At 65.9% G+C, this 25,589-nt stretch carries 26 protein-coding genes; 16 read left to right on the forward strand and 10 right to left on the reverse strand.

Going from position 1 to position 25,589, the window contains the following annotated elements:
• Positions 1 to 5: 5 nt before the first annotated feature.
• From BMX67_RS01005 to BMX67_RS01020, 4 genes are all read right to left on the reverse strand, one after another.
• Entirely contained in the window at positions 6 to 947 is a 942-nt protein-coding gene (locus BMX67_RS01005) for an ABC transporter ATP-binding protein (protein ID WP_090731791.1), read from the reverse strand.
• A 26-nt stretch (positions 948 to 973) separates the two neighbouring features.
• Entirely contained in the window at positions 974 to 2,176 is a 1,203-nt protein-coding gene (locus BMX67_RS01010) for an MFS transporter (RefSeq protein ID WP_090731793.1), read from the reverse strand.
• Positions 2,176 to 2,769 carry an NADPH-dependent FMN reductase gene (locus tag BMX67_RS01015; RefSeq protein WP_090731795.1) on the reverse strand — a complete coding sequence of 198 codons (594 nt, stop codon included), beginning with the start codon at positions 2,767 to 2,769 and terminating at the stop codon, positions 2,176 to 2,178. Before BMX67_RS01015 ends, BMX67_RS01010 begins: the two co-directional genes overlap by 1 nt.
• Before the next feature lie 218 nt (positions 2,770 to 2,987).
• Entirely contained in the window at positions 2,988 to 3,893 is a 906-nt protein-coding gene (locus BMX67_RS01020; RefSeq protein WP_090731796.1) for a DMT family transporter, read from the reverse strand.
• A 132-nt stretch (positions 3,894 to 4,025) separates the two neighbouring features.
• On the opposite strand from BMX67_RS01020, the gene BMX67_RS01025 reads away from it, so the two are divergent.
• The gene (locus BMX67_RS01025) at positions 4,026 to 4,751 is read left to right on the forward strand and encodes a rhomboid family intramembrane serine protease (protein WP_090731798.1); all 726 of its coding nucleotides are present in this window, start codon (positions 4,026 to 4,028) and stop codon (positions 4,749 to 4,751) included.
• Here the strand turns inward: BMX67_RS01025 and mnmC2 are convergent.
• Positions 4,748 to 5,419 (reverse strand): tRNA (5-methylaminomethyl-2-thiouridine)(34)-methyltransferase MnmC2, encoded by a 672-nt coding sequence (gene mnmC2, locus BMX67_RS01030; protein WP_090731800.1) that lies wholly within the window; start codon positions 5,417 to 5,419, stop codon positions 4,748 to 4,750. The genes BMX67_RS01025 and mnmC2 overlap by 4 nt on opposite strands.
• Here mnmC2 and BMX67_RS01035 point away from each other — a divergent pair.
• The 13 genes from BMX67_RS01035 to BMX67_RS01095 all read left to right on the forward strand — a co-directional run bounded on the left by BMX67_RS01035 (position 5,418) and on the right by BMX67_RS01095 (position 17,042).
• Positions 5,418 to 6,482 carry an NAD(P)/FAD-dependent oxidoreductase gene (locus tag BMX67_RS01035; RefSeq protein ID WP_090731802.1) on the forward strand — a complete coding sequence of 355 codons (1,065 nt, stop codon included), beginning with the start codon at positions 5,418 to 5,420 and terminating at the stop codon, positions 6,480 to 6,482. The two genes, mnmC2 and BMX67_RS01035, sit on opposite strands and share 2 nt — an antisense overlap.
• Before the next feature lie 129 nt (positions 6,483 to 6,611).
• Positions 6,612 to 7,178 (forward strand): DUF4202 domain-containing protein, encoded by a 567-nt coding sequence (locus BMX67_RS01040; protein ID WP_090731803.1) that lies wholly within the window; start codon positions 6,612 to 6,614, stop codon positions 7,176 to 7,178.
• On the forward strand, positions 7,178 to 7,867 hold the full coding sequence (locus BMX67_RS01045) for a CbiX/SirB N-terminal domain-containing protein (RefSeq protein ID WP_245739035.1): 690 nt from the start codon (positions 7,178 to 7,180) through the stop codon (positions 7,865 to 7,867). Before BMX67_RS01040 ends, BMX67_RS01045 begins: the two co-directional genes overlap by 1 nt.
• Before the next feature lie 44 nt (positions 7,868 to 7,911).
• On the forward strand, positions 7,912 to 10,197 hold the full coding sequence (locus tag BMX67_RS01050) for a bifunctional salicylyl-CoA 5-hydroxylase/oxidoreductase (RefSeq protein WP_090731806.1): 2,286 nt from the start codon (positions 7,912 to 7,914) through the stop codon (positions 10,195 to 10,197).
• Positions 10,194 to 10,919 (forward strand): SDR family NAD(P)-dependent oxidoreductase, encoded by a 726-nt coding sequence (locus BMX67_RS01055; RefSeq protein ID WP_090731808.1) that lies wholly within the window; start codon positions 10,194 to 10,196, stop codon positions 10,917 to 10,919. Before BMX67_RS01050 ends, BMX67_RS01055 begins: the two co-directional genes overlap by 4 nt.
• The gene (locus BMX67_RS01060) at positions 10,916 to 11,350 is read left to right on the forward strand and encodes a MarR family winged helix-turn-helix transcriptional regulator (RefSeq protein WP_090731809.1); all 435 of its coding nucleotides are present in this window, start codon (positions 10,916 to 10,918) and stop codon (positions 11,348 to 11,350) included. Before BMX67_RS01055 ends, BMX67_RS01060 begins: the two co-directional genes overlap by 4 nt.
• An 11-nt stretch (positions 11,351 to 11,361) precedes the next feature.
• Positions 11,362 to 12,159: an enoyl-CoA hydratase family protein gene (locus BMX67_RS01065; RefSeq protein WP_425438948.1), complete on the forward strand. Its 798-nt coding sequence runs from the start codon at positions 11,362 to 11,364 to the stop codon at positions 12,157 to 12,159.
• Between the two features lie 34 nt (positions 12,160 to 12,193).
• A complete protein-coding gene (locus BMX67_RS01070; protein WP_090731812.1) occupies positions 12,194 to 13,324 on the forward strand; it encodes an acyl-CoA dehydrogenase family protein in 1,131 nt (376 codons plus the stop codon).
• Complete coding sequence (locus BMX67_RS01075; RefSeq protein WP_090731813.1) at positions 13,321 to 13,710, forward strand: acyl-CoA thioesterase; 390 nt, start codon at positions 13,321 to 13,323, stop codon at positions 13,708 to 13,710. Before BMX67_RS01070 ends, BMX67_RS01075 begins: the two co-directional genes overlap by 4 nt.
• Positions 13,703 to 14,098 (forward strand): RidA family protein, encoded by a 396-nt coding sequence (locus BMX67_RS01080; RefSeq protein WP_090731815.1) that lies wholly within the window; start codon positions 13,703 to 13,705, stop codon positions 14,096 to 14,098. The genes BMX67_RS01075 and BMX67_RS01080 overlap by 8 nt, the downstream gene beginning before the upstream one ends.
• Positions 14,099 to 14,114: 16 nt before the next feature.
• On the forward strand, positions 14,115 to 15,743 hold the full coding sequence (locus tag BMX67_RS01085) for an AMP-binding protein (RefSeq protein ID WP_090731816.1): 1,629 nt from the start codon (positions 14,115 to 14,117) through the stop codon (positions 15,741 to 15,743).
• A 1-nt stretch (position 15,744) separates the two neighbouring features.
• Positions 15,745 to 16,572 carry a tryptophan 2,3-dioxygenase gene (kynA, locus tag BMX67_RS01090; protein ID WP_090731818.1) on the forward strand — a complete coding sequence of 276 codons (828 nt, stop codon included), beginning with the start codon at positions 15,745 to 15,747 and terminating at the stop codon, positions 16,570 to 16,572.
• Between the two features lie 20 nt (positions 16,573 to 16,592).
• Positions 16,593 to 17,042 (forward strand): cupin domain-containing protein, encoded by a 450-nt coding sequence (locus tag BMX67_RS01095; RefSeq protein WP_090731819.1) that lies wholly within the window; start codon positions 16,593 to 16,595, stop codon positions 17,040 to 17,042.
• On the opposite strand, the gene BMX67_RS01100 is transcribed toward BMX67_RS01095, so the two are convergent.
• Both BMX67_RS01100 and BMX67_RS01105 read right to left on the reverse strand, forming a co-directional pair.
• A complete protein-coding gene (locus BMX67_RS01100) occupies positions 17,039 to 17,758 on the reverse strand; it encodes a GNAT family N-acetyltransferase (RefSeq protein ID WP_090731821.1) in 720 nt (239 codons plus the stop codon). The genes BMX67_RS01095 and BMX67_RS01100 overlap by 4 nt on opposite strands.
• Entirely contained in the window at positions 17,758 to 18,498 is a 741-nt protein-coding gene (locus BMX67_RS01105) for a competence/damage-inducible protein A (protein WP_090731823.1), read from the reverse strand. The genes BMX67_RS01100 and BMX67_RS01105 overlap by 1 nt, the downstream gene beginning before the upstream one ends.
• Positions 18,499 to 18,600: 102 nt before the next feature.
• Between BMX67_RS01105 and map the strand changes: the two genes are divergently transcribed.
• Positions 18,601 to 19,398, forward strand: coding sequence for a type I methionyl aminopeptidase (map, locus tag BMX67_RS01110; protein ID WP_090731825.1), 798 nt, complete (start codon positions 18,601 to 18,603; stop codon positions 19,396 to 19,398).
• Between the two features lie 18 nt (positions 19,399 to 19,416).
• On the opposite strand, the gene BMX67_RS01115 is transcribed toward map, so the two are convergent.
• Positions 19,417 to 20,007: a YqgE/AlgH family protein gene (locus BMX67_RS01115; RefSeq protein ID WP_090731827.1), complete on the reverse strand. Its 591-nt coding sequence runs from the start codon at positions 20,005 to 20,007 to the stop codon at positions 19,417 to 19,419.
• 101 nt (positions 20,008 to 20,108) lie between these two features.
• Here BMX67_RS01115 and BMX67_RS01120 point away from each other — a divergent pair, with 101 nt between their 5' ends.
• Entirely contained in the window at positions 20,109 to 20,882 is a 774-nt protein-coding gene (locus tag BMX67_RS01120) for a protein-disulfide reductase DsbD domain-containing protein (protein WP_245739037.1), read from the forward strand.
• On the opposite strand, the gene BMX67_RS01125 is transcribed toward BMX67_RS01120, so the two are convergent.
• Together BMX67_RS01125 and BMX67_RS01130 are read right to left on the reverse strand one after the other, a co-directional pair.
• Positions 20,824 to 24,219, reverse strand: a complete 3,396-nt coding sequence (locus tag BMX67_RS01125) for an efflux RND transporter permease subunit (RefSeq protein ID WP_090731829.1) — start codon at positions 24,217 to 24,219, stop codon at positions 20,824 to 20,826. The two genes, BMX67_RS01120 and BMX67_RS01125, sit on opposite strands and share 59 nt — an antisense overlap.
• The gene (locus tag BMX67_RS01130; RefSeq protein ID WP_090731830.1) at positions 24,212 to 25,546 is read right to left on the reverse strand and encodes an efflux RND transporter periplasmic adaptor subunit; all 1,335 of its coding nucleotides are present in this window, start codon (positions 25,544 to 25,546) and stop codon (positions 24,212 to 24,214) included. The genes BMX67_RS01125 and BMX67_RS01130 overlap by 8 nt, the downstream gene beginning before the upstream one ends.
• Positions 25,547 to 25,589: the final 43 nt, after the last annotated feature.

The raw sequence follows: 25,589 nt of genomic DNA on the forward strand, positions 1-25,589 counted from the left end.
CGCGCTCATGCCGCGTCCTCCGATTTCCGGTCATCGACAAGCGACATGAACACCTCTTCCAGGCTGGATTGCCGGGTCGAGACGTCGCGCACAGTGATCCCGTTGGCCGACAGATCGCCCAGCAGACGCGCGATCCCGGTCCGTTCCGCCCGCGTGTCATAATCATAGCGCAGGCTGCGCCCATCCGTGGCCAGAACAAGACCGCGATCGGCCAGCCCGGCGGGAATTTCGGTCAGCGTCGAATCCAGTTCGATGGTCAACGTCTTGCCGCCGAATTCGCCCATCAATTCGTCCTTGGGCTTCACCAGCAGCAATTGCCCCTTGTTGATGACGCCGATCCGGTCGGCCATTTCCTCGGCCTCTTCCAGATAATGCGTGGTCAGGATGATGGTCACGCCATCGCGGCGCAGCTGTTCGACGACCTGCCACATCTCGCGGCGCAGGGCGACATCGACGCCTGCGGTCGGCTCGTCCAGGAACAGGACCTTGGGCCGATGGGCCAGCGCCTTGGCAATCAGCACGCGGCGCTTCATGCCGCCGGACAATTCGCGGGTCGCGGCGTCGCGCTTTTCCCACAGCGCAAGGCTGCGCAGGACCTGTTCGATATAGCCATCGTCAGGCTTTTCGCCATACAGACCGCGGGTAAAGCGGACGCTGTTGATGACCTTTTCGAACGGCTCCAGCGCGATTTCCTGCGGCACCAGGCCGATCATCCGGCGCGCGGCACGCCAATCGGTGCGGATGTCATGCCCGCCCACGCGAACGGTGCCGCCGGTCGGCACGACCAGCCCGCAGATGATCGAGATCAGCGTGGTCTTGCCCGCGCCATTCGGACCCAGAAGGGCGATGATCTCGCCCTCTTCGATATTCATCGACACACCGCTTAGCGCTTTCGTGCCGCTGTCATATGCTTTCGACAGATTGTCGATTTCGATAATGGTGGACATGCCCCCTATCCTTTTCTTGTTTGGCGCTAGCCGGCCCTTGCGGCCTGGGCCGATACGGCCCGCTGTCGTTGCAGCGTGACGGTCAGCGCGACGGCCAAGCCCACAAAGGCGAAAGCCCCGATACGAAACGCGCCAGAATAGCCCAGATGGGAAACCAGTGGCTGCGATGCCAGAGGTGAAATGAACTGACCCAGAAAAATCGCGGATGTCACAAGCCCGGTGATCAGGCCACGGTGACGGGCGGGCGTGACGTTCAGCGCGGTGGTGATGAAGGTCGGCATGCACAGGCCCAGCCCCGCACCGATCAGCGCCGTGGACAGCATCGCCAGTTCCAGCGAATGCCCGATCGACAGCCCGGCAAAGCCCGCCGCCAGCGACAGGTAGCCCGAAACCGGCGTGCCGATCCGCCCCAGCCACGGCCGGATCCAGCCCGAAACCACCGACATCACCGCCGCCGAGGCCATCATCGCCCCCATGACATATCCGGCGGCCCGCGGGTCGCCCAGGCCTTCGTGTTGCAAGTGATAGGGAACCTGTGTCGGCACCGCGTAAAAGACCACGAAGGTCAGCCCCGCCGCGATCGCCATGACTGCGACCACGCCCTGCCAACCCGGTTCCGCGTCGTCAAGGACATGGCCGCCGCCCGCCGCATCGCTGCGTGCACGCGGCGGTTCAGGCAGCACCGAGGCCAGCACCGGCAGCAACAGCGCCGCCAGACCGTAGATCGCGAAGGGCAGCCGGGCATCCTGCGCCGCCAATGCCCCGGCGGTGGTGACAAAGACCAGCCCGCCGATATTGGTCGCCGCCATCTGATACCCCATCAGTCGCCCGCGTTCCGGCCCTTCGAAGTAATCGCCGACCAGCGCCGCCTGCGCGGTCATGATCGCCGCGACACCAAGGCCCAGCATCAGGCGGCTTGCCAGAATCGCCTCCAGCGAATTCAGATACAGCCCCGCCGTGCCCGCCAGCGCATAGATGATCAGCCCCACCAGCAGCGGCCTGCGCCGCCCCAGCCGGTCGGTCAGCCCCCCCGCGAAGGGCGCCGTCACCGCCACCAGCAGCGAAGGCGCCGTGATCAGCAGCCGGGTCAGCGTGGCCGCCATCGGATTGTCCTGAAACCGCGCCTCGATCCCCGGCAGCGACGGCGTGATCGTCGCGTTCGACATGATGGTCAGCATCGCCGCCGCCATAAGCCCCCACGCGCGGGGGTCGCGCAATAGCCTGTCCATCAATCCTGTTCCTTGTCCTTGGGCCGGTCATAGGGCCGCGCCGCGCGCGCATCGGCCAGCGCATCGGCCCACCAGCGCAGCCGATGCGAAAAATCCGCCATCGCGGTTTCCGCCGCGGCGGCATGTTCCGGATCGGTGATATTGCCCGCCTCGTCAAAGCGTCGCCAGGGCGAGGCAAAGCTGACCGTGTCGCGGATGGTCACCGTATGCAGTTCCGACAGGATCACGCGCAGCGCCTCGATCGCGCGCAACCCGCCCGATATCCCGCCATAGCTGATCAGCCCGATGGGCCGCGCCCACCATTCGTCGGTGACGGAATCGATCAGCGTCTTCAGCGGACCCGGCTCGGCATGATTGTATTCGGGCGTGACAATGACAAAGCCGTCCGCGCCCGCCATCCGATCCCGCAGACGCGCGATCGCCGCCTTGTCCTGTATCTGGACCGGCAGCAGATCGGGATCGGCCGGGTCCAGCAGCTCGGGGGCGAAACCATGCTGCTGCAACTGGCCCATGACCCAGGCGGCCACCCGGTCGTTGATCCGCCCCTCGCGGATGGAACCCATCATGACCACGATCCGGTTGCCTTGCGACATCTGTCATTTCCCACAGCACGGGCCCGTATCCAGTCAGGCCAGGATTTCGATTTCACCGCCGGATCAGCAGGGGCGGCCATTGTCACGCATCTCGCGCCGGGCACAGGCGACCGGACGGTCACGGCCATACCGGCACCCCTGTCAAAAGCCTGCTGCACAGCCAGAGTTCCGCGAAACAAGGCTGCCCGATGGTCAAGTGGACCCGCAGCCCGGCCAGATCAACCCCCGACCCTGCCCGGCTTCTGTGCGGCAGCGCGCAGGTTCAGGCTGTTTCCGCACAGGATCATCGCGGCGCCCGCGATGACCATCGGGCCCACGGGCTCATCATACAGGATCAGCCCGACCACGGCGATCACCGGCAGGCGCAGGAAATCGAAGGGCATCACCACCGTCGCGGGCGCGACCCTGAGGGCGCTGGCAATGCAGAAATGCGCGGTCAGCCCGGCCGCCCCGATCAGGGCGATCCATGGCATTGCCTGCGCCGATGGCAGGGCGATATCGCCATCAATCGCGGCAAAGAACAGGCCCAGCATCGCCTGCGTGACCGTCATCCACCACAGGATGCAGGCGGTCTGCGTCACCGCCGTCAGTTTCTTGGTAAAGATATAGGTCAGCGCGAAACCGACCGCCGCCGCCGCCGCGCTGCCCAGACCCCATGTCAGCGGCGCGGCTCCGGGCTGGGCGACAAGCATGATCCCCGCGAAGCCCAGCAGCGCTGCGATCGCCCGCGCCGCCGTCAGCCGTTCGCCCAACAGCATGGGCGACAGCACCAGCACCCATAGCGGCGAGGTGAACTCCAACGCGAAGACCTGCGCCAAAGGCACCGCCGCGATGGCGTAAAACCACAGGTTCTGCGCGGTGAAATGGGCGATGTTGCGGGTCAGATGCAGCCGCCGGTTTCGCAGATCGATCCGCGACCACATCCCCCGCAGGGTCAGGACCGCCGCCACGATCGCGATCCCCACCAGCGAACGAAAGCCCATGATCTCGAACGTGTCCAGCTCCAGCGACACGGCCCGCCCGGCCACCGCCATCGAGGTGAAGGCCGCGACCGCGCCCATCATCCACGCCCCGGCCAACAGCGGGCGCGGGGCGTCGGATGCCGGTATCGTCGCCGTTGTCATGCCCGCCTGCCCCCATGCCGGTTCCCTCGCGGCTCAGGGCTACGCCGATCCTGCATATCGTGCAAGTCGCCCGGCTTGCATCTTGCCGCCGCCCCGCCCATCCTGCGTCCGTTGCGCCAACCAGGGATACCCATGTTTCCGATCCGCGATCACAACCCGTCGCATCGCACGCCGTTCGTGACCTATGCGCTGATCGCCGCGAATATCGTGATGTATCTTGCGACCCTGCCCGGCAGCCAGTCGGGCCAGATGCTGTGGGTGCAACTGGCGCTGTATCCGCTGGCGATCAGCTATGGCGACATGCTGTGGGGCCTGCTGAGCCACATGTTCCTGCATGCGGGGCTGATGCATATCGGCGGCAACATGCTGTTCTTGTGGATCTTCGGCGACAATCTGGAAGACCAGATGGGGCATCTGGGCTTTCTGGTGTTCTATCTGGCCTGTGGTCTGGCCGCAGCCGGGGGACAGATCCTGTCGGACCCGCTGTCATCTGTTCCCATGGTCGGGGCCTCGGGTGCGATCGCGGGGGTGATGGGGGGCTATCTGCTGCTGTTTCCCAAGGCGCGGATCGACATCCTGATCATCATCGTGATCATCTTCCGCATCTTTACGGTGCCCGCCTGGACCATGCTGGGCCTGTGGTTCGGCATGCAGCTTTTCGGCGGCTTCACCAGTGTCGGCGGTCAGGGCGGCGTCGCCTATTGGGCCCATGCAGGCGGTTTCATCGCCGGGGTCATCCTTGCCGTGCCACTGTTCCTGCGCCGGGGCGGACCGGGTTTCTGGCAGCGCACCCATGGCCATCCACCCCATGCCGAAGCGACCTACGCCCCCAGCCGCATCCCCCGCGTGCGCCGCTAGGGCATACGACCCACGCTCATATGCCGCTTGCGCCCGAAGCCCGGCTGCCGCGCGACCTGAAACCCGGCCTCGCTCAGCGCGCGGCGCACATGACCCGCTGCGGTATAGGTCGCGAAACTGCCACCCGCCGCGGTATGGCGACCGACCTGCATCATCACCTCACCGGCCCACATCTGTGGGTTCTTGGCCGGTGAAAACCCGTCCAGAAACCACGCATCCGCCGCACCGGTCCAATCCGGCAGCGTCTGCGCCACATCGCCGATGACAAGGCGCAAATCCACCTGGCCCAGCTGAATCCGCATCCCCGGCCAGCCGGCCCGCAACCGCGCCGACAGATCCGCAAGCTGCGGAAAGGCGGCATGCGCCTGTTCCAGCTGCGCCCGGTCCATCGGATAGGCCTCGAAACTGGTCATCACCACCGGGCAGGTCGCAACCGAAGCCAGCGCCAGCGCATTCAGCCCGGTGCCAAAGCCCAGCTCGGCCACGTGAAACCCGGGGCGCAGCCGGTCCGGCAGGCCGTTGCCCGCCAGAAACACATGCCGCGTTTCCGCAAGGCCGCCCTGCAGGCTGAAATACGGATCGTCAAAGCGCGTCGCCACCGGCACGCCACCCTCGCGCCATTCCAGCTGCGGCTGGTCCCCGGATGCATTTTTCGCTAGATCGCCCATGCGTGCAGCTAGGCGAAAGGGCCCCGCTTTGACAAGCATCACCATCATCGGTGCCGGGATTTTCGGTCTGACCTGCGCGTGGGAACTGACCCGCCGCGGCGCCCGCGTCCATGTGATCGAGGCCGCCCGCATCGGTGCCGGGTCCTCGGGCGGCCATGTCGGCGCATTGGCCCCCCACGCGCCTGAAAACTGGAACCCGAAAAAGGCGTTTCAACTGGAAAGCCTGCTGGCTGCACCTGCCTTCTGGGCTCAGGTGCAACAGGTGTCCGGCCTGCCCGCGGGCTACGCCCGCAGCGGTCGCCTGCAACCCATCCTCGATCGCGCCAGCCTGCCACAACTGCGCGATCGGATCGCGCAAGCGGATCTGCGCTGGCCGCAGGACATGGCGATGCAGATCACCGACGCGCCGCCCGACGCGCTGATCCCCGACAGCCCGACCGGCCTCTGGCTTCGCGACGGGCTGACCGCGCGGCTGAACCCGCGTGCGGCCCTTGCGGCCCTGGCCGCCGCGATCCGCGCCAAGGGCGGTCGGATCGACGAAGGCCAAACCGTCGCCCCGGACGACATTCGCGGCCCCGCCCTTTGGACGACCGGCAGCGCGGGGCTTGAACTGCTTGGCCGCGACCTGAACCGAAATACCGGCAAGGGCATCAAGGGGCAATCCGCGCTGCTGGCCCATGATGCAGGCAACAGCGCGCAGGTCTTCGCCGACGGACTGCATATCGTGCCCCATGCCGACGGCACGACGGCCATCGGCTCGACCTCGGAAAACGACTACGACCACGACGAACCCGATGCGCAACTCGATCAGATCCTCGCCCGCGCCCGCGCGATCTGCCCCGCCCTGCAAGACGCCGCGATCATCGACCGTTGGGCCGGGCTGCGCCCCCGCGCGAAATCCCGCGCGCCCCTTCTGGGGGCATGGCCGGGCCGCCCCGGTCACTTCGTTGCAAATGGCGGTTTCAAGATCGGCTTCGGCATGGCCCCTAAGATCGCCACCGTCATGGCCGACCTGATCCTGCAGGAACGCGACACCATCCCCGACGGCTTTCGTCTGACCTAGGCACCATCTTCTGTGCGGCAAATATCCTCGGGGGGTCCGGGGGGCAGACAGCCCCCCGGCCTTGCCACCGGATCAACGGTTGCAGCGCTTGCGCCTTGCGGCAACACTGACCAAAACCCGGAGACCGCAATGACAACCCGACTCGACCACGCCTTCACCGCCATCGACGCCGCGAATGCCAAGGACCCGAATCAAGAGGACGGCCACCCCGCCAACCTGCTCTATGGTCAGCGCATGACCGCCGAACAGCAGCGCCTGTTCCCCGATGCCAGCGAGGTGCTGCGCATCGCCTGCCGCGGCCAGCATATCGAACGCTGGACCCTGCCGCGCGACAGCTATCCGATGGACCGCGCCGGCTATCTGCAATGGCGCAGCGAACAGGGCCGGCGCCATGCCGACCGCATCGCGGGCATCATGGAAGAGGCGGGCTATGACGGCGAAGACATCGACCGCGCCCGCAAGATGCTGACCAAGCAGGGCCTGAAGCGCGACCCCGAGGTGCAGGCCCTTGAAGATGTGATCTGCTTCACCTTCATCCGCTGGTATCTGGGCGATTTCATGGCCGAACAGCCGGACGAGAAGATGCCCCGCATCATCGAAAAGACCGCCCGCAAGATGTCGGCCGACGGGCGCGCCAAGGCCCTGGCGGAATTCCAGATGCCCGAAGCCTTCGCCCAGTATTTCCGCGAGAACTGATGCGCGCCGTCATCGTATCGCACGGCCAGCCCGGCGATCCCGAACCGCAGGAACAGGCAATCCGCGATCTGGCCGCCAAGGTCGCGGCCCATGACCCGGGCTGCCAGGTTCTTGGCGCGACGCTGGCCATGCCGGGCGCGCTGGCCGCCGCCTGCGACGATCACAGCCTGATCTACCCGATGTTCATGGCCGAAGGCTGGTTCACCGGCACGCAGCTGCCCCGCAAACTGGCCGAGGCCGGGGCCCCGAAGGCCCGCATCATGCGTCCCTTCGGCACGGATCCGGGATTGCCGCCGCTGATCATCCGGCTTGCCCATCAGGCCGCCGCCGAACAGGGCTGGGCCGCCCGCGACACGACATTGCTGTTGTCGGCGCATGGCTCGGGCCGGTCGCAGGCCAGCTTCAACATCACCTCGGCGCTGGCCGATCTGATCGCGCCGCAATTCGCCCGCGTGGTAACCGGCTTTGTCGAACAGGAACCCTTCATCGCCGATGCCGCCCGCGACCTGAGCCGCGCGGTCAGCCTGCCATTCTTCGCGCTGCGGGCCGAGCATGTGACCGACGATCTGCCGCAGGCGCTGGATCAGGCGGGCTTCACCGGCCCGCGTCTGGACCCGATCGGACTGGCCCCCGACGTACCCGCCTTGATCGCCGATGCGCTGCGACAAGAAATTTCAAGCTTGAAATAATAACCCCGCCGTGCCAGCTTTCCCTGAACAGGAGGTGGCACGGCATGAAGATTCTCTGCCTCGGCGGCGGGCCCGCGGGTCTGTATTTCGCGATCTCGATGAAGCTGCGCGACCCCGCGCATCAGGTCACGGTGCTGGAACGCAACCGGGCCAATGACACCTTCGGCTGGGGCGTCGTGCTGTCGGATGACGCGCTGGAACGGATGCAGCGCAACGATCCGCAATCGACGCAGGCGATCCGCGACAATTTCATCTACTGGGACGATATCGCCGTGATCCGCGACGGCCATCGCGACGTGTCGGGCGGGCATGGCTTTGCCGGGATCGGACGCAAGAAGATGCTGACCCTACTGCAAGATCGCGCCCGCGAACTGGGCGTGGACATGCGGTTTGAAACCGAATTCGGCAGCGCCGAAAGCTCTGCCGCGGATTACGATCTGGTCGTTGCCTCGGACGGGCTGAACAGCAAGGTCCGCAGCGAATATCAGGATGTGTTCAAGCCCGATATCGACATGCGCCTGTGCAAGTTCATCTGGCTGGGCACCCACCAGAAATTCAACGACGCCTTCACCTTCATCTTCGAACGCACTGAACACGGCTGGCTGTGGGCGCATGTCTACCAGTTCGACGACGACACCGCGACCTTCATCGTCGAATGCAGCCAGCAGACCTGGGACAGCTTTGGCTTTGAAGGGATGAGCAAGGACCAGATCGTCGAGACCTGCCGATCCGTCTTTGCCGATCATCTGGGCGGGCATGACCTGATGTCGAACGCGGCACATCTGCGCGGCTCGGCGGTGTGGATGAATTTTCCCCGCGTGATCTGCGACCGCTGGTACAAGGACAATGTCGTGCTGATGGGCGATGCGGCGGCGACGGGGCACTTTTCCATCGGCTCGGGCACGCGGCTGGCCTTTGACAGTGCAATCGCGCTGGCCGAATACCTGCATTCCGAACCCACGATGCAGCGCGCTTTCGCCCGCTATCAGGAAGAACGCCGGCTCGAGGTGCTGCGCCTGCAATCGGCGGCGCGCAACAGCCTTGAATGGTTCGAAGAAGTCGAGCGTTATTTCGACCTGCACCCGATCCAGTTCACCTATTCGCTGCTGACGCGCAGCCAGCGGATCAGCCATGAAAACCTGCGCCTGCGCGATCCCGACTGGGTGCGCCGGGCCGAGGACTGGTTTCAGCAGCAGGTAGGCGGTCAGGCCGGGCGCGCGCCGATGTTCGCGCCCTATCGGTTGCGCGACATGACACTGAAGAACCGCATCGTCGTATCGCCCATGGCCCAATACAAGGCGGTCGAGGGCAAGCCGACGAACTGGCATCTGGTCCATTACGGCGAACGCGCCAAGGGCGGCGCGGGGCTTGTCTATACCGAGATGACCTGCGTGTCGCCCGAAGGCCGCATCACCCCCGGTTGCCCCGGCCTCTATGCCCCCGAACACGAAGCCGCCTGGCGCGAGATCACCGATTTCGTGCATCAGGAAACCGATGCCCGCATCTGCTGTCAGATCGGCCATTCGGGCCGCAAGGGCAGCACCCGCATCGGGTGGCAGGGCATGGACCAGCCGCTGCCGGATGGGAACTGGCCGATCATGTCGGCCTCGGATCTGCCGTGGTCGGCGGGAAACGCCGTGCCGCAGGAAATGACGCGGGCGCAGATGGATCAGGTCCGCGACGAATTCGTCGCCGCGACCCGGATGGCCGAACGCGCCGGGTTCGACATGATCGAACTGCACGCCGCCCATGGCTATCTGATCAGCAGCTTCATCTCGCCGGTGTCGAACCGGCGCGGGGACGATTATGGCGGTTCACTGGACAATCGCATGCGCTGGCCGTTGGAGGTGTTTGCCGCCATGCGTGCCGTCTGGCCGCAGGGAAAACCGATCTCGGTCAGGATCAGCGCCAATGACTGGATCGGCGATCACGGCGTCACCCCCGAAGAGGCCGTGCAGATTGCCCGCATGTTCCGCGAAGCCGGGGCCGATATCATCGACGTCTCCGCCGGACAGACGACCCCCGACGCGCGCCCCGTCTATGGCCGCATGTTCCAGACGCCGTTTTCCGACCGCATCCGCAACGAGGCCGGGATCGCGACCATGGCCGTCGGCAATATCTATGAGCCCGATCACGTGAATTCGATCCTGATGGCGGGGCGGGCCGATCTGGTCTGTCTGGCACGCCCGCATCTGGCCGATCCCTACTGGACGCTGCATGCCGCCGTCGCGCTTAGCGATGAGGCGACGGAATGGCCCCTGCCCTATCTGGCCGGGCGCGATCAGGCCCGCCGCCTGGCCGAGCGTCAGGCCGAAGAGATCCGCGCATGAGCCGCGTTCTGATCACCGGCGGTGGCAGCGGCACGGGCGCTGACATGGCCCGCGCCTTTGCCAGCGCCGGGCACGAGGTCGTCATCACGGGGCGCAGCATGGACAAGCTGGCGCAGGTGGCGACGGACGGCATCCGCGCCGTTCCGGGCGATGTCGGCAATCCCGATCAGGTGCGCGAGATGTTCGAACAGGCCGGGCCCTGTCAGATCGTGATCGCCAATGCCGGGATGGCCGAGGCCGCGCCCTTTGCCAAGGTCGATCCGGACCACTGGCAGCGCATGATCGCCACCAATCTGACCGGCACCTTCCTGACCTTTCAGCATGGCCTGGCACAGATGCAGGCGGGCGGGCGGCTGATCGCCATCGCCTCGATCGCGGGGCTGCGCGGGGCCGCCTATGCCGCACCCTATGCTGCCAGCAAGCATGGCGTGATGGGTCTGGTGCGGTCGCTTGCGCATGAGGTGGCGAAAAAAGGCATCACCGTGAACGCGATCTGCCCCGGCTTTCTGGATACCGACATGACGCGCCGCAGCATCGCCAATATCGTCGAAAAGACCGGCCGCAGCGAGGCCGAGGCGCTTGCATCCCTGACCGCGCGAAACCCGCAGGGCCGCTTGGTCGCGCCCGCCGAGGTGACGGGCACGGCCATGTGGCTGGCCTCGCCCGCGGCGGCCAGCGTGAACGGGCAGGCCATCATGCTGGACGGGGGCGAAAGCGCATGAACGATCTGTCCAAGCGCCGGCTGAAGACCTGGGTGCGGATGCTGGGCGTGACCCGCGCCGCCGAAAACCGGCTGCGCGACTATCTGCGCCGCGAACATGACACCACCCTGCCGCGTTTCGACGTGATGGCCGCGCTGTGGCGGCGGCGCGACGGGGTCACGATGTCGGAACTGTCGCGGATGCTGCTGGTGTCGAACGGGAATGCGACGGCGGTGGTGGACCGTCTGGAAAAGGACGGGCTGGCCCGCCGCGAGGCCGAGGATGGCGACCGCCGCCGCATTCGCGTGCGCCTGACACCCGAGGGGCTGACCGCCTTCGAGGCCATGGCAACCGGCCACGAGGCCGAGGTCGATGCCATCTTCGCCAACCTGGGCGAAGCCGATCTGGACATGATGCGCGACATTCTTGCCCGCGCCGGGAGACACGAATGACACCGATCCGCATGGCGAATCTGACGCCGCAGCATTTCCACTGGCAGGTCACCGACCGCATCGCCGTGATCCGCCTGAACCGCCCCGAACGCAAGAACCCGCTGACCTTCGACAGCTATGCCGAACTGGGCCGCACCTTTCGCGATCTGACGCATGCCGAGGATGTGGATGTGGTCGTTCTGGCCAGCAATGGCGGCAATTTCTGTTCCGGCGGCGATGTCCATGACATCATCGGCCCGCTGGTCGCGATGGAAATGCCGGAACTGCTGGCCTTTACCCGCATGACGGGTGAGCTGGTCAAGGCGATGATCCATTGCGGCAAGCCGGTGATCGCCGCAGTCGAAGGGATCTGTGTCGGCGCGGGCGCGATCATGGCCATGGCCAGCGATCTGCGGCTGGCGGCACCCTCGGCCAAGGCGGCATTCCTGTTCACCCGCGTCGGTCTGGCCGGCTGCGACATGGGCGCCTGCGCCATGTTGCCCCGCATCATCGGTCAGGGCCGCGCCGCCGAATTGCTGTATACCGGCCGCGTCCTGCGCGCCGAAGAGGGCGAGCGCTGGGGCTTCTGGAACAGTCTGCACGAGGATGTCGAGGCCGCGGCCATGGAACTGGCACGCGCCATCGCGGCCGGGCCGGTCTGGGCGCATGGCATCACCAAGACGCAGCTGAACCAAGAGTGGAACATGGGTCTGGATCAGGCGATCGAAGCCGAGGCGCAGGCCCAGGCGATCTGCATGAAGACCCGCGATTTCGAACGTGCCTACCGCGCCTTCGTCAAGAAGGAACAACCGGTGTTTCAAGGCGACTGACCTGCGCCATTTGGGTATTTGGACAAAGAAGAAGATGGACCGAAGCTTTCTGGACTGGCCGTTTTTCGAGGATCGTCACCGCGAGCTGGCGGCGGCGCTGGACGAATGGGCCGGGGCGGCGCTGCCGGTCGATCACGGCGACGTGGACGCGGCCTGCCGGGGATTGGTGCGTGATCTGGGCGCGGGTGGCTGGCTGCGGCACTCGGGCGGTGAGGTGCTGGACATTCGCAGCCTGTGCCTGATCCGCGAAACGCTGGCCCGGCATGACGGGCTGGCGGATTTCGCCTTTGCAATGCAAGGGTTGGGAATGGGGGCCGTGTCCCTGTTCGGCACAGCTGCGCAGCGCGGCTGGCTGGAACGCACGCGGACCGGCGCGGCGATTTCGGGCTTTGCGCTGACCGAGCCGGGATCGGGATCGGATGTGGCCCGAACGGCCACCACCGCGCGGCGCGAGGGCGATGGCTGGGTTCTGGATGGCGAGAAGACCTATATTTCGAATGGCGGGATCGCGGATGTCTATGTGATCTTTGCCCGCACGGGTGAAGCCCAAGGGGCAAGGGGGCTGTCGGCCTTTCTGCTGCCTGCCGAAACGCCCGGGCTGCGTGTGGTCGAGCGGATCGAGGTCATGGCGCCGCATCCCCTGGCGCATCTGCGGCTGGAGGGGGTGCGGCTGCCCGCGGACGCGCTGATTGGCGAGGCGGGGTCCGGGTTTCGTATCGCCATGACAGTTCTGGATCATTTCCGCCCGACCGTCGGGGCCGCCGCGCTTGGCTTTGCGCGGCGGGCGCTGGACGAGGCCGTGATCCGCGTGCGCGAGCGGCAATTGTTCGGCGCACCGATGGCCGAACTGCAGATGGTTCAGGGGCATATCGCCGATATGGCGCTGAAGATCGATGCCGCCGCGCTGCTGGTCTATCGCGCGGCCTGGACCAAGGACATGGGCGCGCCGCGCATCACCCGCGAGGCGGCGATGGCCAAGCTGTATGCGACCGAGGCCGCGCAGCAGGTGATCGATCAGGCGGTGCAGTTATGGGGCGGCGACGGCGTCCGGCGCGGCACCATGGTCGAAAGCCTGTATCGCGAGATCCGCGCCCTGCGCATCTATGAAGGCGCCAGCGATGTGCAGAAGCTGATCATCGCCCGCAACATCCTGGAGGGCGCATGAGCTATCAGCGCAGCATCGCGATCGAGTTCTGCCACTGCGATCCGGCGGGGATCGTGTTCTACCCCCGCTACGCCGAGATGGTGAATTCCGTGGTCGAGAACTTCATGGCCGAAGAGGTCGGCTATCCTTTCGCGCAGATGATCGCAGAGGGGTACGGCATGCCAACCGCACGGCTGGAAGTGGATTTCCGCAAACCCTCGCGTCTTGGGGATCGGCTGGACTGGCATTTGCGGGTCGAGCATCTGGGCCGCACGAGTGCGCGGTTCCTGGTGACCGCCGATGACCGGATCGAGGCCCGCGCCACCGTCGTCTGGATGGATCGCGATTTCCGCCCGGCCCCCTGGCCCGCCCATATTCGCCCCCGTTTCGAGGCCCATCATGCATGAACACCTGCATCCCGCGAACTGGAAACGCGCTGTCGGCTATGCCAATGGCATCGCCGCGCGTGGCCGGATGATCTTTACCGGCGGGCTGGTCGGCTGGGACGCCGATCAACAGTTCCGGACCGACGATTTCGCCGGTCAGGTCCGGCAGGTTCTGGAAAATATCGTCGCGGTTCTGGCCGAGGGCGGCGCGGGGCCCGAACATCTGGTGCGGCTGACCTGGTATGTCACCGACAAGCAGGAATACCTGTCCGCGCTGCGCGAGGTCGGCTCCGCCTATCGCGAGGTGATCGGCCGTCATTTCCCGGCCATGGCGCTGGTTCAGGTCGCCGGGCTGGTCGAGGACCGCGCCAAGGTCGAGATCGAGGCAACAGCGGTCGTTCCGGACTGATCAACAGGAGTGGAAGATGGTGAAACTGGGACCAAGCGGACATACCGACAGCTTTACCCGCGACAATCTTCCACCGCCCGCGGCCTGGCCCGAGATCGACCTGTCGGGTTTTGATTATCCCGACTGGATCAATATCGGGGCCGAGCTGACCGATCACATGGTCGATCGCGGCTTTGGCGACCGCAATGCACTGGTCGGAAATGGCCGGGCGCGCACCTACAAGGAACTGGCCGACTGGACCAACCGGCTGGCCCATGCGCTGGTCGAGGATTACGGCATCCGGCCCGGCAACCGGGTGCTGATCCGGTCGGCGAACAACCCGGCGATGGTGGCCTGCTGGCTGGCCGCGACCAAGGCGGGGGCGGTCGTCGTGAACTCGATGCCGATGCTGCGCGCCAAGGAACTGGGTCAGATCATCGACAAGGCCCGGATCACCCATGCGCTGTGCGACACGCGGCTGATGGACGAACTGGTCGCGGCCGCCAAGGATTCGCCGTTTCTGGAAACGGTGGTCGGTTTTGACGGTACCGCCAATCACGACGCCGAACTGGATCGCGCCGCGCTGACGAAGCCGGTGAAATTCGACGCGGTCCGGACCGGGCGCGACGATGTGGCGCTGTTGGGTTTCACCAGCGGCAGCACGGGCGAGCCGAAGGCGACGATGCATTTCCACCGCGACATCCTGGTCATCGCGGACGGCTATGCCAAAGAGGTGCTGGGCGTCACGCCCGACGATGTCTTTGTCGGCAGCCCGCCCCTGGCCTTCACCTTCGGGCTGGGCGGGCTGGCGGTGTTTCCGCTGCGCTTCGGGGCGTCGGCGGTGCTGCTGGAAAACGCCTCGCCGCCCAACATGATCGAGATCATTCAGCGCCACCGCGCCACGATCTGTTTCACCGCGCCCACCGCCTATCGGGTGATGCTGCGCGCGATGGATGAGGGGGCCGACCTTTCCAGCCTGCGCGCCGCCGTCAGCGCGGGCGAAACCCTGCCTGCGCCGGTCTGGCAGGAATGGCACGACAAGACCGGCAAGCCGATGCTGGACGGGATCGGCGCGACCGAGATGCTGCATATCTTCATCACCAACCGCTTTGACGACAGCCATCCGGGCTGCACCGGGCGGCCCGTGGGCGGTTATCGCGCCAGGATCGTCGGACCCGACGGGCAGGAACTGCCCCGCGGCGAGATGGGCCGCCTTGCGGTGATCGGACCGATCGGCTGTCGCTATCTGGATGACCCGCGGCAGGGCGATTATGTCCAGAATGGCTGGAACCTGACCGGCGATACCTTCTGGCAGGACGAGGACGGACGCTTTCACTTTGCCGCCCGGTCGGACGATATCATCCTGTCGGCGGGCTATAATATCGCCGGCCCCGATGTCGAGGCCGCGCTGCTGGCCCATGCCGATGTGGCCGAATGCGCGGTGATCGGCGCCCCCGATCCCGAACGCGGACAGATCGTGCAGGCACATGTCGTGCTTGCCGAGGGTGTCAGCGCCGATCAGGCCACGATCGACCGGCTGCAACGGCATGTGAAGGACACGATCGCGCCTTTCAAATACCCGCGCAGCATCGTGTTCTGCACCTCGCTGCCCAAGACGCAGACCGGCAAGATTCAACGATTCAGACTGAAAGATCAAAAGGATTAAGATGAGCGACGGCTATGATCCCTCGTCCGAAGGCGCACAGATGTCATTCGACGGGCGGATGTCCTATGGCGACTATCTGGGGCTGGACCGCATCCTGACGGCGCAGCATCCGCTCTCGACCGCCCATGACGAGATGCTGTTCATCATCCAGCACCAGACCAGCGAATTGTGGCTGAAACTGGCGCTGCATGAAATGAACGCGGCGCGCGACCGGATCGGGGCGGGCGAGCTGCAACCGGCCTTCAAGATGCTGACCCGCGTGGCGCGGATCATGGAACAGCTGAACAGCGCATGGGACGTGCTGCGCACCATGACCCCCAGCGAATATACCGATTTCCGCGAAAGTCTGGGCGAAAGCAGCGGCTTTCAATCGCATCAGTACCGGCTGATCGAATTCGTCGCCGGCAACCGCAACATGGCGATGATCCGCCCGCATGAACACCGTCCCGAACTGGCCCGCATCCTGACCGAGGAAATCGCCCGCCCCTCCCTTTACGATACGGTGCTGGAACGATTGCGGCTGGCAGGGTTCGACATTCCCGCCCGCGAACGGCTGGACCAGCCGCATCAACCGAACGATGCCGCCCGCATGGCATGGGCCGCGATCTATCGCGATCCGGCCCGCTATTGGGAACTGTACGAATTGGCCGAGAAGCTGGTCGATTTCGAAGACTATTTCCGCCGCTGGCGGTTCAACCATGTGACCACGGTGGAACGCATCATCGGCTTCAAGCGTGGCTCGGGCGGGACATCGGGGGTGAACTACCTGCGCCGGATGCTGGACGTGGTGCTGTTTCCCGATCTGTGGGAATTGCGCACCGAATTATGACCCAGGGAAAGGACCATATCATGACCGATGAAACACCGGGCATCACCGGCGCGGAACAGGCACTTGGCGGCACCTCGTGGAATGTGGTGGGTCAGACCTACACGCCCAAGCTGCACAGCGAAAATGTCATGATCTGGCATGCGACGGTTCCGGCGGACAGCTTCGTGCCGCCCCATATCCACCCCACACAGGACGAATGGATCGTCATGCTGGACGGCGAATTGCAGGTGGAATTCGGCGATCAGGTCCATATTGCGGGGCCCGGCGACACCGTCCGTATGCCGCGCGGCATCGCGCATGGCATCTTCAACCGATCGGGGCGGACGGCAAGCTGCGTGTTCGGGGTCGCCCCGTCGCGCAAGATCTTCGCGCTGTTCGGGGCGCTTGACGGCGTCACCGACCCGGCCGAGCTTGCCCGCATCTCGGCCCTGCACGAGGTCGAGTTCCTGCCCCCACCCGACGCGGACTAGTCCTTGTCGCGCCGCGCGTAATAGCCATAGCCCGCCGCTTCGCGAAATCCCATCGCATCATACAGCGCGCGGGCCCCGGTATTGGCGCGGCTTACGGCCAACCCCAGACGCGACGCGCCCTGTTCCTGCGCCCAGAAGGCCGCCTGCCGAACGACCCAGCGGGCCAGCCCCCGCCTGCGCCAGCGGTCCAGAACCTCGATCCCGTGCAGCATCGCCACCGGACCCTGAATGGCAACAAAGGCGGCGGCGGCGGCGCGATCCTCGACCCGGCCCAGAATCGCGGTTTTCGGGGCGGGCACGCGATCCATCACGGCCTGACGCGCCCGCGTGATATTGCCCGCCGCCCAGATGTCGCGCTGAATCGCCATGGGCGGCCAGACACAGAAGGTGGTCACGGGCGGGATCGCGCAATCGGTCAGATCGGCGGCGGCGATGTCCAGAATTGCGGTCGGGGTCTCCCGCCGATAGCCGCGCTGTTCAAGCGCCGCGATCAGGTCCTGATCCTGATCCAGCGCGCGGAACATGGGCACCTGCCCCCAACCCGCATGGATCTGCGCCGCGCGGTCGATATCATCACCCACCCAGTCGCCATCGACCCGGGCCGAGCTGACACGCCCCCCGGCCCCCAGCCCGCGCCCCACCAGAAACCCGCCCGCGCGGGCATATTCGGCGGCGGGCCAGGTCGCCTCGAACGCGTTGGCCAGATCGCGATCCATCACAGCTTCAGCCGCTGTTTCACTGCGTCCATCGCTGTCGCCACGCGGTCGGCATCCAGTCCGCGCACCACCAGATTGGTGCCCCAGCCCTGATCGTCATTGAACGGATAGGATCCCAGCGACAGATCGGGAAACTCGCCCGCGATCGCCTGCAGATCCTCGGCCACATCGCTTTCACCGCGCCGGACCTCGATAGTCAGCGACTGCACGGGGCGGCCACCCGGAAGGCGCGGGATCAGCCAGTCGACCATGCCGCGAAACACCTCGGGGACGCCGGCCATGACATGGGTGTTGCCGATAGAAAAACCCGGCGCGGCCGATACCGCGTTGTCGATCAGCGTGGACCCGACGGGCGCGCGCGCCATGCGCAGGCGGTTCGGGGTTAGTTCGGTGCCCATCCGGTCACAGCGCGCCTGCAGCGCCGCACGCGCGGTTTCGTTGATTTCAAGGGTGGTGCCATGGGCCGCAGCCACCGCATCGGCGGTGATGTCGTCATGGGTCGGCCCGATCCCGCCCGAGGTGAACAGCAGATCATATGCGCCCCCCAGCGCCTTGTCGAAGGCCTGAACCGCGCCCACGATCTGCGCGTGATCATCGGCAACCACGCGAATTTCGCGCAGATCGAATCCCGTGGCGGACAGCACCTTGGCCAGATGATGGGCGTTTCCCTCGCGGGTGCGGCCCGACAGGATCTCGTCTCCGATGACCAGAATGGCGGCTGTGGGATTGGTTGACTGCATTTCCGGCCCCTTTGCGGTTCGTCGCCCTGTTCTATGCCGTGCAGCGGCACTGGAACAAGTGGCGCGTCATGGCTATCTATGCACCAACTGAAAGGATCTGCGATGGACAACGACAGCCACATCACCAAGGAAGGCATCCGCATTCACCTGGCCGAGGATTTCGCGGGCATGCGCAAGGCAGGTGCCGTCGCCGCGCAGATCCTGGACGAGGTCGGACCGCTGGTCGAACCCGGCGTCAGCACCGGCGCGCTGGATGCATTCATCACCCGCCGGATCGAAGAGCTTGGCGTCACCTCGGCCACGATCGGCTATCGCGGCTATCAGCATGCCAGCTGCATCAGCGTCAATCATGTCGTCTGCCACGGCATTCCCGGCGACAAGCTGCTGCAGAACGGCGACATCCTGAATATCGACGTCACCGTGATCGTCGATGGCTGGTATGGCGATACAAGCCGGATGTATGTGGCGGGCAAGCCGTCGATCAAGGCACAGCGGCTGGTGCAGGTCACCCATGACGCGCTGATGAAGGGGATCGAGGCCGTGCGCCCCGGCGCAACCTTCGGCGATATCGGCGCCGCGATTCAGCGTTATGCCGAGGGGCGCAAGATGTCGGTCGTGCGCGATTTCTGCGGCCACGGCATCGGACGCGTGTTCCACGCCCCGCCCAACGTCCTGCATTTCGGACGCGAGGGGAAAGGCCCGGTTCTGGAAGAAGGCATGTTCTTCACCATCGAACCCATGATCAATCTGGGCCGCCCGGAAACCAAGGTTCTGGCCGATGACTGGACCGCCGTGACCCGCGACAAGTCGCTGTCGGCACAGTTCGAACATTCGATCGGCGTCACCGCCGACGGGTGCGAGATCTTCACCCCCTCCGACCGGTTCTTCCCAAACTGGTAAAACGCGCCGGGCGCGTCCTCAGGCGCGCCCCGCCGCCCCCGACAGCATCGACGGATCGATCCCCTGCGCACGCAGCGCGGCCTGCCATTTGGCATCGTGATCGGACCCGAAGATCAGCTCATCCGCGCTGTTGCCGGTCAGCCAGCCATTCTGCAACATCTCGTCTTCCAGCTGTCCCGGCCCCCATCCGGCATAGCCAAGCGCCAGAACCGCGCTGTCCGGACCGTTGCCATGGGCCAGATCTTCCAGAATATCGCGCGTCGTCGTCAGGGCCAGCGCCTGCCCGATGCGCAGCCGTCCTTCAGGATCGTCGCCATGTTCGGGCACGGTATGCAGGACAAAGCCGCGCCCAGGCTCGACCGGGCCGCCAAAGCGCACCTCGATGGGACGGGCGGCGTCGGTTTCGATGCCCAGCTGTTCCAGCAACTCGCCGAAATCGATCTCGGGCATGGGACGGTTCAGAACCAGCCCCATCGCCCCTTCATCCGAATGTGCGCAGATCAGCACCACCGACCGCTGAAAGCGCGGATCGGTCATCCCCGGCATGGCGATCAGCACCTTGCCCGTCAGGTTTTGGGGATCGGGGGTATCACTGGGGCTGCTGCTCATCGGGCCTCCTTTACCTCAAGATCGGGGCTGCGGACCAAGGATGCAAGCCCCCCGCGCGTTTGTGACTTCTGCCGCAGCGCTTTCATGGTTAAAACACGGGCATGTCGAACAAAATTCTTCCCGTGGCGCTGATGTGCCTGTCCGCTTTGCCGACCCTGGCCCAGGACCTGCCGCCGGGGCTGAACTCGGCCCGGCTGCTGCCCGGATGGACCGATGAACAGGGCAACCGCATTGCCGCGCTGGAACTGGACATGCAGCCCGGCTGGAAAACCTATTGGCGCAATCCCGGCGACAGCGGCCTGCCGCCGCATTTCGACTGGCAAGGGTCGGAAAACCTGGGCGACGTGACATTTCACTGGCCCGCGCCCGAGGCGATCACTTCGGGCGATGAGGTCACGCTTGGTTATCACGACCGGCTGATCCTGCCCTTCACCGTGACGCCCGCCAAGGCAGGCCAGCCCATCGCCCTGCAGGCCACCGTCGATCTGGGCCTCTGCGAACGGATCTGCGTGCCCGCGCATCTGGACCTGACGGCAATGGCGGCGGCGAAGGAACCCGACCCGCGCATCACCGCGGCGCTGGACAGCCAGCCGCGGCGAGGCGACGGCCCGGTCAGCTGCCGCGCCGAACCCATCGAGGACGGGGTCCGGCTGCGGGTCGATCTGTCCGGCCGCGCGGCCCGTGTCGCCGCGATGGAACTGGTCGGCCAGCCAGAAGTCTGGGTATCGCTTGCGGAAATCAGCGATGGCGCGGCGGTATCGGATTTCGTGCCACCCTCGGGCAAACCCTTCGATCTGAAGACCGATCAGGTGCGGATCACGCTGATCGGTGACTCCGGTGCCGAAGAGCTGACGGGCTGCCAGTCCGCCAGCTGACCAGCAGCGCAACCAGAACCGCGATCAACAGGCCCAGCACATACCAGATCAGCGCCTGCCCGATAGACCCGGCCACCGGCCACCATGCGGGCAAGCCTGTTCCCAGCACGGGCAACAGGGTCACCGGCAGCAGCGTCGCCGCGAAGGCAAGAACCGACACCGCGACACCCGCCCCGATCGCCGGGCGCAACACCGCGCTGCGCCAGGCCCGGCGGAACCCGCGCCGGGCCTGCGCGATATCGGTGCCGACCGACAGCGCGGCGGGCACCACCAGCAAAACGACCAGCATCCCGAAGCCCAGACCATAGGCCAGCGTCACCACCGTCGGCTTCAGGAACAGCGCCTGTGACGACCGTTCATACAGCAGCGGCGCCAGCCCCAGAACCGTGGTCAACGTGGTCAACAGAACCGGGCGGAACCGGTCGCAGACGGCATCGACGGTCGCCGGGCGCAGCCCCCTGTCGCGCGCATATTCGTCGATCGTGGAAATCAGGACGATGGAATCGTTGATGATGATCCCCGACATGCCGATCAGCCCCACGATCGAGAACATCGACATCGGCAGGTTCCACAGATAATGCCCCCAGACCGCGCCGATCAGACCGAAGGGAATGACCGCCATCACCACAAGCGGGCGGGTCCAGCTGGCAAAGATCCAGGCCAACACGGCATAGATGCCGACCAGCGCAAGAACGAAACCGCTTAGCGCCTCGCCCAGAAAGTCGCTTTCCTGTTCGGCAAGGCCGGTCACCTTGTAATTGATGCCATATTCCGACGCGATCGCGGGCACGATCTGATCCTGCAACTGCGCGGTGATCTGCGCCGCCCGCGCCGGATCGTCGTCCGAGATGTCGCCGGTGACCAGGATCATCCGCTCGCCGTTTTCGCGGCGCACGGTCGAAAAACCGGCTCGCGTCTCGACCGTTACGATATCGGCCAGCGGCACCCATTGGCCCGAAGCCGCGCGCATCATCATGCGGTCCAGAAAATCGCCGCTGCGCCATTCCTCGGGCAATTCGACCTGAATCGCGCCGGTCCGCGTGCCGACGGCATAGGTGGCCGCCTCGATCCCGCCAAGCCGCTGCCGCAGTTCCTGTGCAAGCCCCTGCGTCGTGAACCCCAGCGCACGCCCCTGCGCGGTCAGTTCCAGTCCCAGTTCCTCCTTGTCATAGGGCATGCTGTCTTCAAGCGCCGAGACTTCGGGAAACACGGACAGCCTTGCGATCAACGCCTCGGACGCGGCTTTCAGGCGCTGCGCATCGGCCCCGGTCATGCGGACCGAAATCGCGTCGCCGCCGGGCCCGGACCGAAAGCCGCGAAAGCTGACGGTTTCCAGCTGCGGATCCTGCGGCATGGCCTGTTGCAGTGCCGCGACCAGTTCGAAACTGGAATAGGGACGAAAATCGCTGTCGATCAGTTCCAGCTGGATTGCCCCCAGAAGGTCGGGATCCTTGGTATCGGCGCCCGGCAGGGGGCGGCCCGAATTGCTGCCCACCATGGCCATCGCGTGGGTGACCGGGTTCACGCCATATTCGGCCTGATAGTCGGCGGCGACGCGGTCGACCGCATCCTGCATCTGCGTCATCACGCGGAACGTGTCCTCGCGCGTGGCCCCCGGAAGCATGGCGAAATTTCCGGCCACGCTGCCGCGTTCGGGGGCATCGAAGAACCGCCACGGCACGGTGCCTGACATCAACGTGGCCGCCGACCAGCCAAAACAGGCAATCGTTGCCGCCAGAACCGGATAGCGCAGCGCGATCACCCCGCGCATCAGCGGCCGCAGCCCATGCCGGACCAACCAGTCCAGCCCGCGATTGACCACCTTCGAGGGCCGATCATACCAGTTCCGCCGGGCCGAACGGGTCAGCGCATGCGCCATATGGCTGGGCAGAACCAGAAAACATTCGATCAGCGACGCGATCAGGACCAGGATCACCGTCTGCGGAATGTCGACGATCAATGTGCCAAAGCGCCCGCCAATCGCCAGCAGCCCGGCAAAGGCGATGACCGTGGTCAGGGTCGATGACACCACCGGCGCCGCCATGCGCCGCGCCGCGCGTTCCGCCGCCAGCGCCGCGGGCTCGCCCAGTTTCCGGGCGCGGTAATCGGCATGTTCACCGACCACGATCGCATCGTCGACGATGATCCCCAAGGTCAGGATCAGCGCGAAAAGCGAGATCATGTTCAGGCTCATGCCCACTGCATACATCAACGCAATCGCCGTCAGCAGCGAGGCGGGGATCCCCAATGCGACCCACAGCGCGGTGCGTGCATTCAGAAACAGGAACAGCAGGCCAAGAACCAAGGCCAGCCCGGTCAACGCATTGTCCAGCAACAGCTGCAATCGCCCCGCGATCAGTTCGGCCCGGGCGCGAACCAGGGTCATCTGGACCCCCTCGGGCAGGCGCGGGGCCATGCCTGCGACGACCTGTTCCAGCTGTCGCTGAATGCCGATGGCATCGCCCTGTGCACTGCGCTGAACGCCGACCATGACCGCAGGATGTTCGCCGACGAAATACGCCACATTCTCGGCCAGACCCGAACTGCGGACCTCGGCCACATCGCCGATGGTCAGCACCGTCCCGTCCGACAGCGTCTTCAGCGGCAGTGCCGCCACACCGGCAGGGTCGCGCGTCTCGCCGCCCGTGCGGACCCGCGCCGCACCCGAGGATACATCGCCCGCAGGCGTGGTCGCGGCAGCCGCCCCCGCGGCGCCGGCGATGTCCTGCATGGTCAGGTCATGGCGCACAAGGTCCAGCATCTGCACCTCGATCACCGTTTCGGGCGCGGAAATTCCGGTCACGCCCAACCGGGTGATGCCCTCGGCATATAGCAGGTTGACCAGTTCATCTGCGATGCGGCCCAGCTGATCCAGACCCGCCGGTCCCGTGATCACGACATCGGCGACCCGGTCGCGCCAGGCGCTGCGCGTGATTTCGGGATCCTCGGCGCCGTCAGGCAGATCGCCCGCCGTGGATATCGCGGTTTCGACATCGGAACTGGCCTGCGACATGTCGGCATCGGGTTCGAACTCGATCTCGATGGCCGCACGGCCCTGCACGGCGCGCGAGGTGATCGTATCGACCCCCTCGACCGACATCAGCGCGGGTTCCAGGACCGCGACGATGGCCTGATCCACATCCTCGGCCCCGGCGCCATCCCATCTGACGGTGACGTCGATTTCGTTGATCACGGTATCGGGGAAGAACTGCGCCCGCAGGCGCGGGGCGGCGTATAGACCGGCCACCACCATCACCACCAACACCAGATTGGCCAGCGTGGCGTGGCGCACGAACAGCGCCAGAATCCCCCCCGAGGATTGTTGCCTGTCAGCCATTTTCGGCACCGGGCCGGGATTGAGCACGCTGATCCTGCACCGGATCGTCCGGCGGTGCATCGGCATCGCGGACACGGATGCCCGCGCCCAGTTGCGGGCCGCGTTCCGATACGATCCGCGCCCCATCCAGCATATCGGACACGGCGATGATCACGTCATCGCCCTGCCTGCGCAGCACGCGCACGGGCTGGGCGCGCAAGCGGCCCTGATCGCCCGCGACCAGAACCGCGCCATCGGCACCGACGGCAGCGGCGGGGATCAGCGCCACATCCGTCAGGGCGGGCTCGTCGATCTCGACGGTGACGAAATCGCCGGGGCGCATCGCGACGCGCTCATCGACGATCCGCGCATAGACCACGCGCCCTGCCGACCCTTCGGCGACCGAAGCCGCGTCGCGGTCAATTTCGGCCCGCGCCGACAGCCGTCCGGCCGAGCCGTCAAGGATCACCGTCACCGGCGTTCCGGCGGGCGAACGGCCATCCGCGACAAGCCGCGAAAACTGTTGCAACGACAGCGGCACGCTGACCTCCAGCCGGTCCGGGTCGATCAATTCGCCCAGCTGTTCATTCAGGCTGACCAGCCCGCCTTCGACGGCGGTGACGCCGGTCACGCGCCCATCGAACGAGGCGCGGATTTCGGTATCGGCCAGATCGCGGCGCGCGGTCGTCAGGTCGATCTCGGCGCGGCGCAGCGCGTTCTGGGCGGCGTTCACGCTTGCCTCGCTGCTGGCCAGGGTCGAGCGGGCCGCCGTCACCGCCTGTTCCGCGGTCGAGGCGGCAAGCTCGGCCGTCTCGCGATCACTGCTGGTCCCCAGCCCGCGGGCGGCAAGTTCGTTCTGGCGGGCAACCGCGGCGCGGCGCAGATCGGCCTGACGTTCGGCCGAAACCAGATCCTCGGTCGCGACCTGCACCATCCGGCGCGCGTCGGTCAGGGTCGTGCCGGCATCGTCGCGGGCGGCGATGCGGCTGTCCAGCACCGCCTGCGCAGTGGCCGGATCGACGCGCACCAGCAATTCACCCGCGCCGACGCTGCCGCCTTCATACATGTTGGGACCAAGCGCCACGATCTGCCCCGCCGCACTGGCGCGCAGTTCCAGCCGGCGGCGCGATTCGACCACGCCATAGGCCTGCAACAAGGGGTCGATCCGTTGCTTTTCCAGCAATTGCAGGCGAACGGTATAGACCTGTTCATCGCGACCGGCCCCACGGCCCTGCGGGTCATCCGCCCCCGCGGTGACCTGCCAGACCTGAAAGCCCGCCAGAAACAGCAGGCCGAAGGTCAGTGCGGTGATGAAAAGCCCGCTAAGGCCCCGAAAAAGAAAGCGCATGGGTGGGTCGTCCTGCCTGCTGCGCCTGACACTATACGGGCTT

Source organism: Paracoccus homiensis, assembly GCF_900111675.1.
Classification (GTDB): domain Bacteria; phylum Pseudomonadota; class Alphaproteobacteria; order Rhodobacterales; family Rhodobacteraceae; genus Paracoccus; species Paracoccus homiensis.

Bases quoted from the DNA above. Each gene is read 5' to 3' on its own strand.
- BMX67_RS01045 (WP_245739035.1), top strand. From the start codon at position 7,178: ATGCGCGCCGTCATCGTATCGCACGGCCAGCCCGGCGATCCCGAACCG.
- BMX67_RS01050 (WP_090731806.1), top strand. From the start codon at position 7,912: ATGAAGATTCTCTGCCTCGGCGGCGGGCCCGCGGGTCTGTATTTCGCG.
- BMX67_RS01035 (WP_090731802.1), top strand. From the start codon at position 5,418: ATGCGTGCAGCTAGGCGAAAGGGCCCCGCTTTGACAAGCATCACCATC.
- BMX67_RS01070 (WP_090731812.1), top strand. From the start codon at position 12,194: ATGGACCGAAGCTTTCTGGACTGGCCGTTTTTCGAGGATCGTCACCGC.
- BMX67_RS01020 (WP_090731796.1), bottom strand. From the start codon at position 3,893: ATGACAACGGCGACGATACCGGCATCCGACGCCCCGCGCCCGCTGTTG.
- mnmC2 (WP_090731800.1), bottom strand. From the start codon at position 5,419: ATGGGCGATCTAGCGAAAAATGCATCCGGGGACCAGCCGCAGCTGGAA.
- BMX67_RS01105 (WP_090731823.1), bottom strand. From the start codon at position 18,498: ATGCAGTCAACCAATCCCACAGCCGCCATTCTGGTCATCGGAGACGAG.
- BMX67_RS01010 (WP_090731793.1), bottom strand. From the start codon at position 2,176: ATGGACAGGCTATTGCGCGACCCCCGCGCGTGGGGGCTTATGGCGGCG.
- BMX67_RS01005 (WP_090731791.1), bottom strand. From the start codon at position 947: ATGTCCACCATTATCGAAATCGACAATCTGTCGAAAGCATATGACAGC.
- BMX67_RS01065 (WP_425438948.1), top strand. From the start codon at position 11,362: ATGGCGAATCTGACGCCGCAGCATTTCCACTGGCAGGTCACCGACCGC.
- BMX67_RS01015 (WP_090731795.1), bottom strand. From the start codon at position 2,769: ATGTCGCAAGGCAACCGGATCGTGGTCATGATGGGTTCCATCCGCGAG.
- BMX67_RS01100 (WP_090731821.1), bottom strand. From the start codon at position 17,758: ATGGATCGCGATCTGGCCAACGCGTTCGAGGCGACCTGGCCCGCCGCC.
- BMX67_RS01060 (WP_090731809.1), top strand. From the start codon at position 10,916: ATGAACGATCTGTCCAAGCGCCGGCTGAAGACCTGGGTGCGGATGCTG.
- BMX67_RS01085 (WP_090731816.1), top strand. From the start codon at position 14,115: ATGGTGAAACTGGGACCAAGCGGACATACCGACAGCTTTACCCGCGAC.
- BMX67_RS01130 (WP_090731830.1), bottom strand. From the start codon at position 25,546: ATGCGCTTTCTTTTTCGGGGCCTTAGCGGGCTTTTCATCACCGCACTG.
- BMX67_RS01080 (WP_090731815.1), top strand. From the start codon at position 13,703: ATGCATGAACACCTGCATCCCGCGAACTGGAAACGCGCTGTCGGCTAT.
- BMX67_RS01115 (WP_090731827.1), bottom strand. From the start codon at position 20,007: ATGAGCAGCAGCCCCAGTGATACCCCCGATCCCCAAAACCTGACGGGC.
- map (WP_090731825.1), top strand. From the start codon at position 18,601: ATGGACAACGACAGCCACATCACCAAGGAAGGCATCCGCATTCACCTG.
- BMX67_RS01040 (WP_090731803.1), top strand. From the start codon at position 6,612: ATGACAACCCGACTCGACCACGCCTTCACCGCCATCGACGCCGCGAAT.
- kynA (WP_090731818.1), top strand. From the start codon at position 15,745: ATGAGCGACGGCTATGATCCCTCGTCCGAAGGCGCACAGATGTCATTC.
- BMX67_RS01055 (WP_090731808.1), top strand. From the start codon at position 10,194: ATGAGCCGCGTTCTGATCACCGGCGGTGGCAGCGGCACGGGCGCTGAC.
- BMX67_RS01125 (WP_090731829.1), bottom strand. From the start codon at position 24,219: ATGGCTGACAGGCAACAATCCTCGGGGGGGATTCTGGCGCTGTTCGTG.
- BMX67_RS01120 (WP_245739037.1), top strand. From the start codon at position 20,109: ATGTCGAACAAAATTCTTCCCGTGGCGCTGATGTGCCTGTCCGCTTTG.
- BMX67_RS01075 (WP_090731813.1), top strand. From the start codon at position 13,321: ATGAGCTATCAGCGCAGCATCGCGATCGAGTTCTGCCACTGCGATCCG.
- BMX67_RS01095 (WP_090731819.1), top strand. From the start codon at position 16,593: ATGACCGATGAAACACCGGGCATCACCGGCGCGGAACAGGCACTTGGC.
- BMX67_RS01025 (WP_090731798.1), top strand. From the start codon at position 4,026: ATGTTTCCGATCCGCGATCACAACCCGTCGCATCGCACGCCGTTCGTG.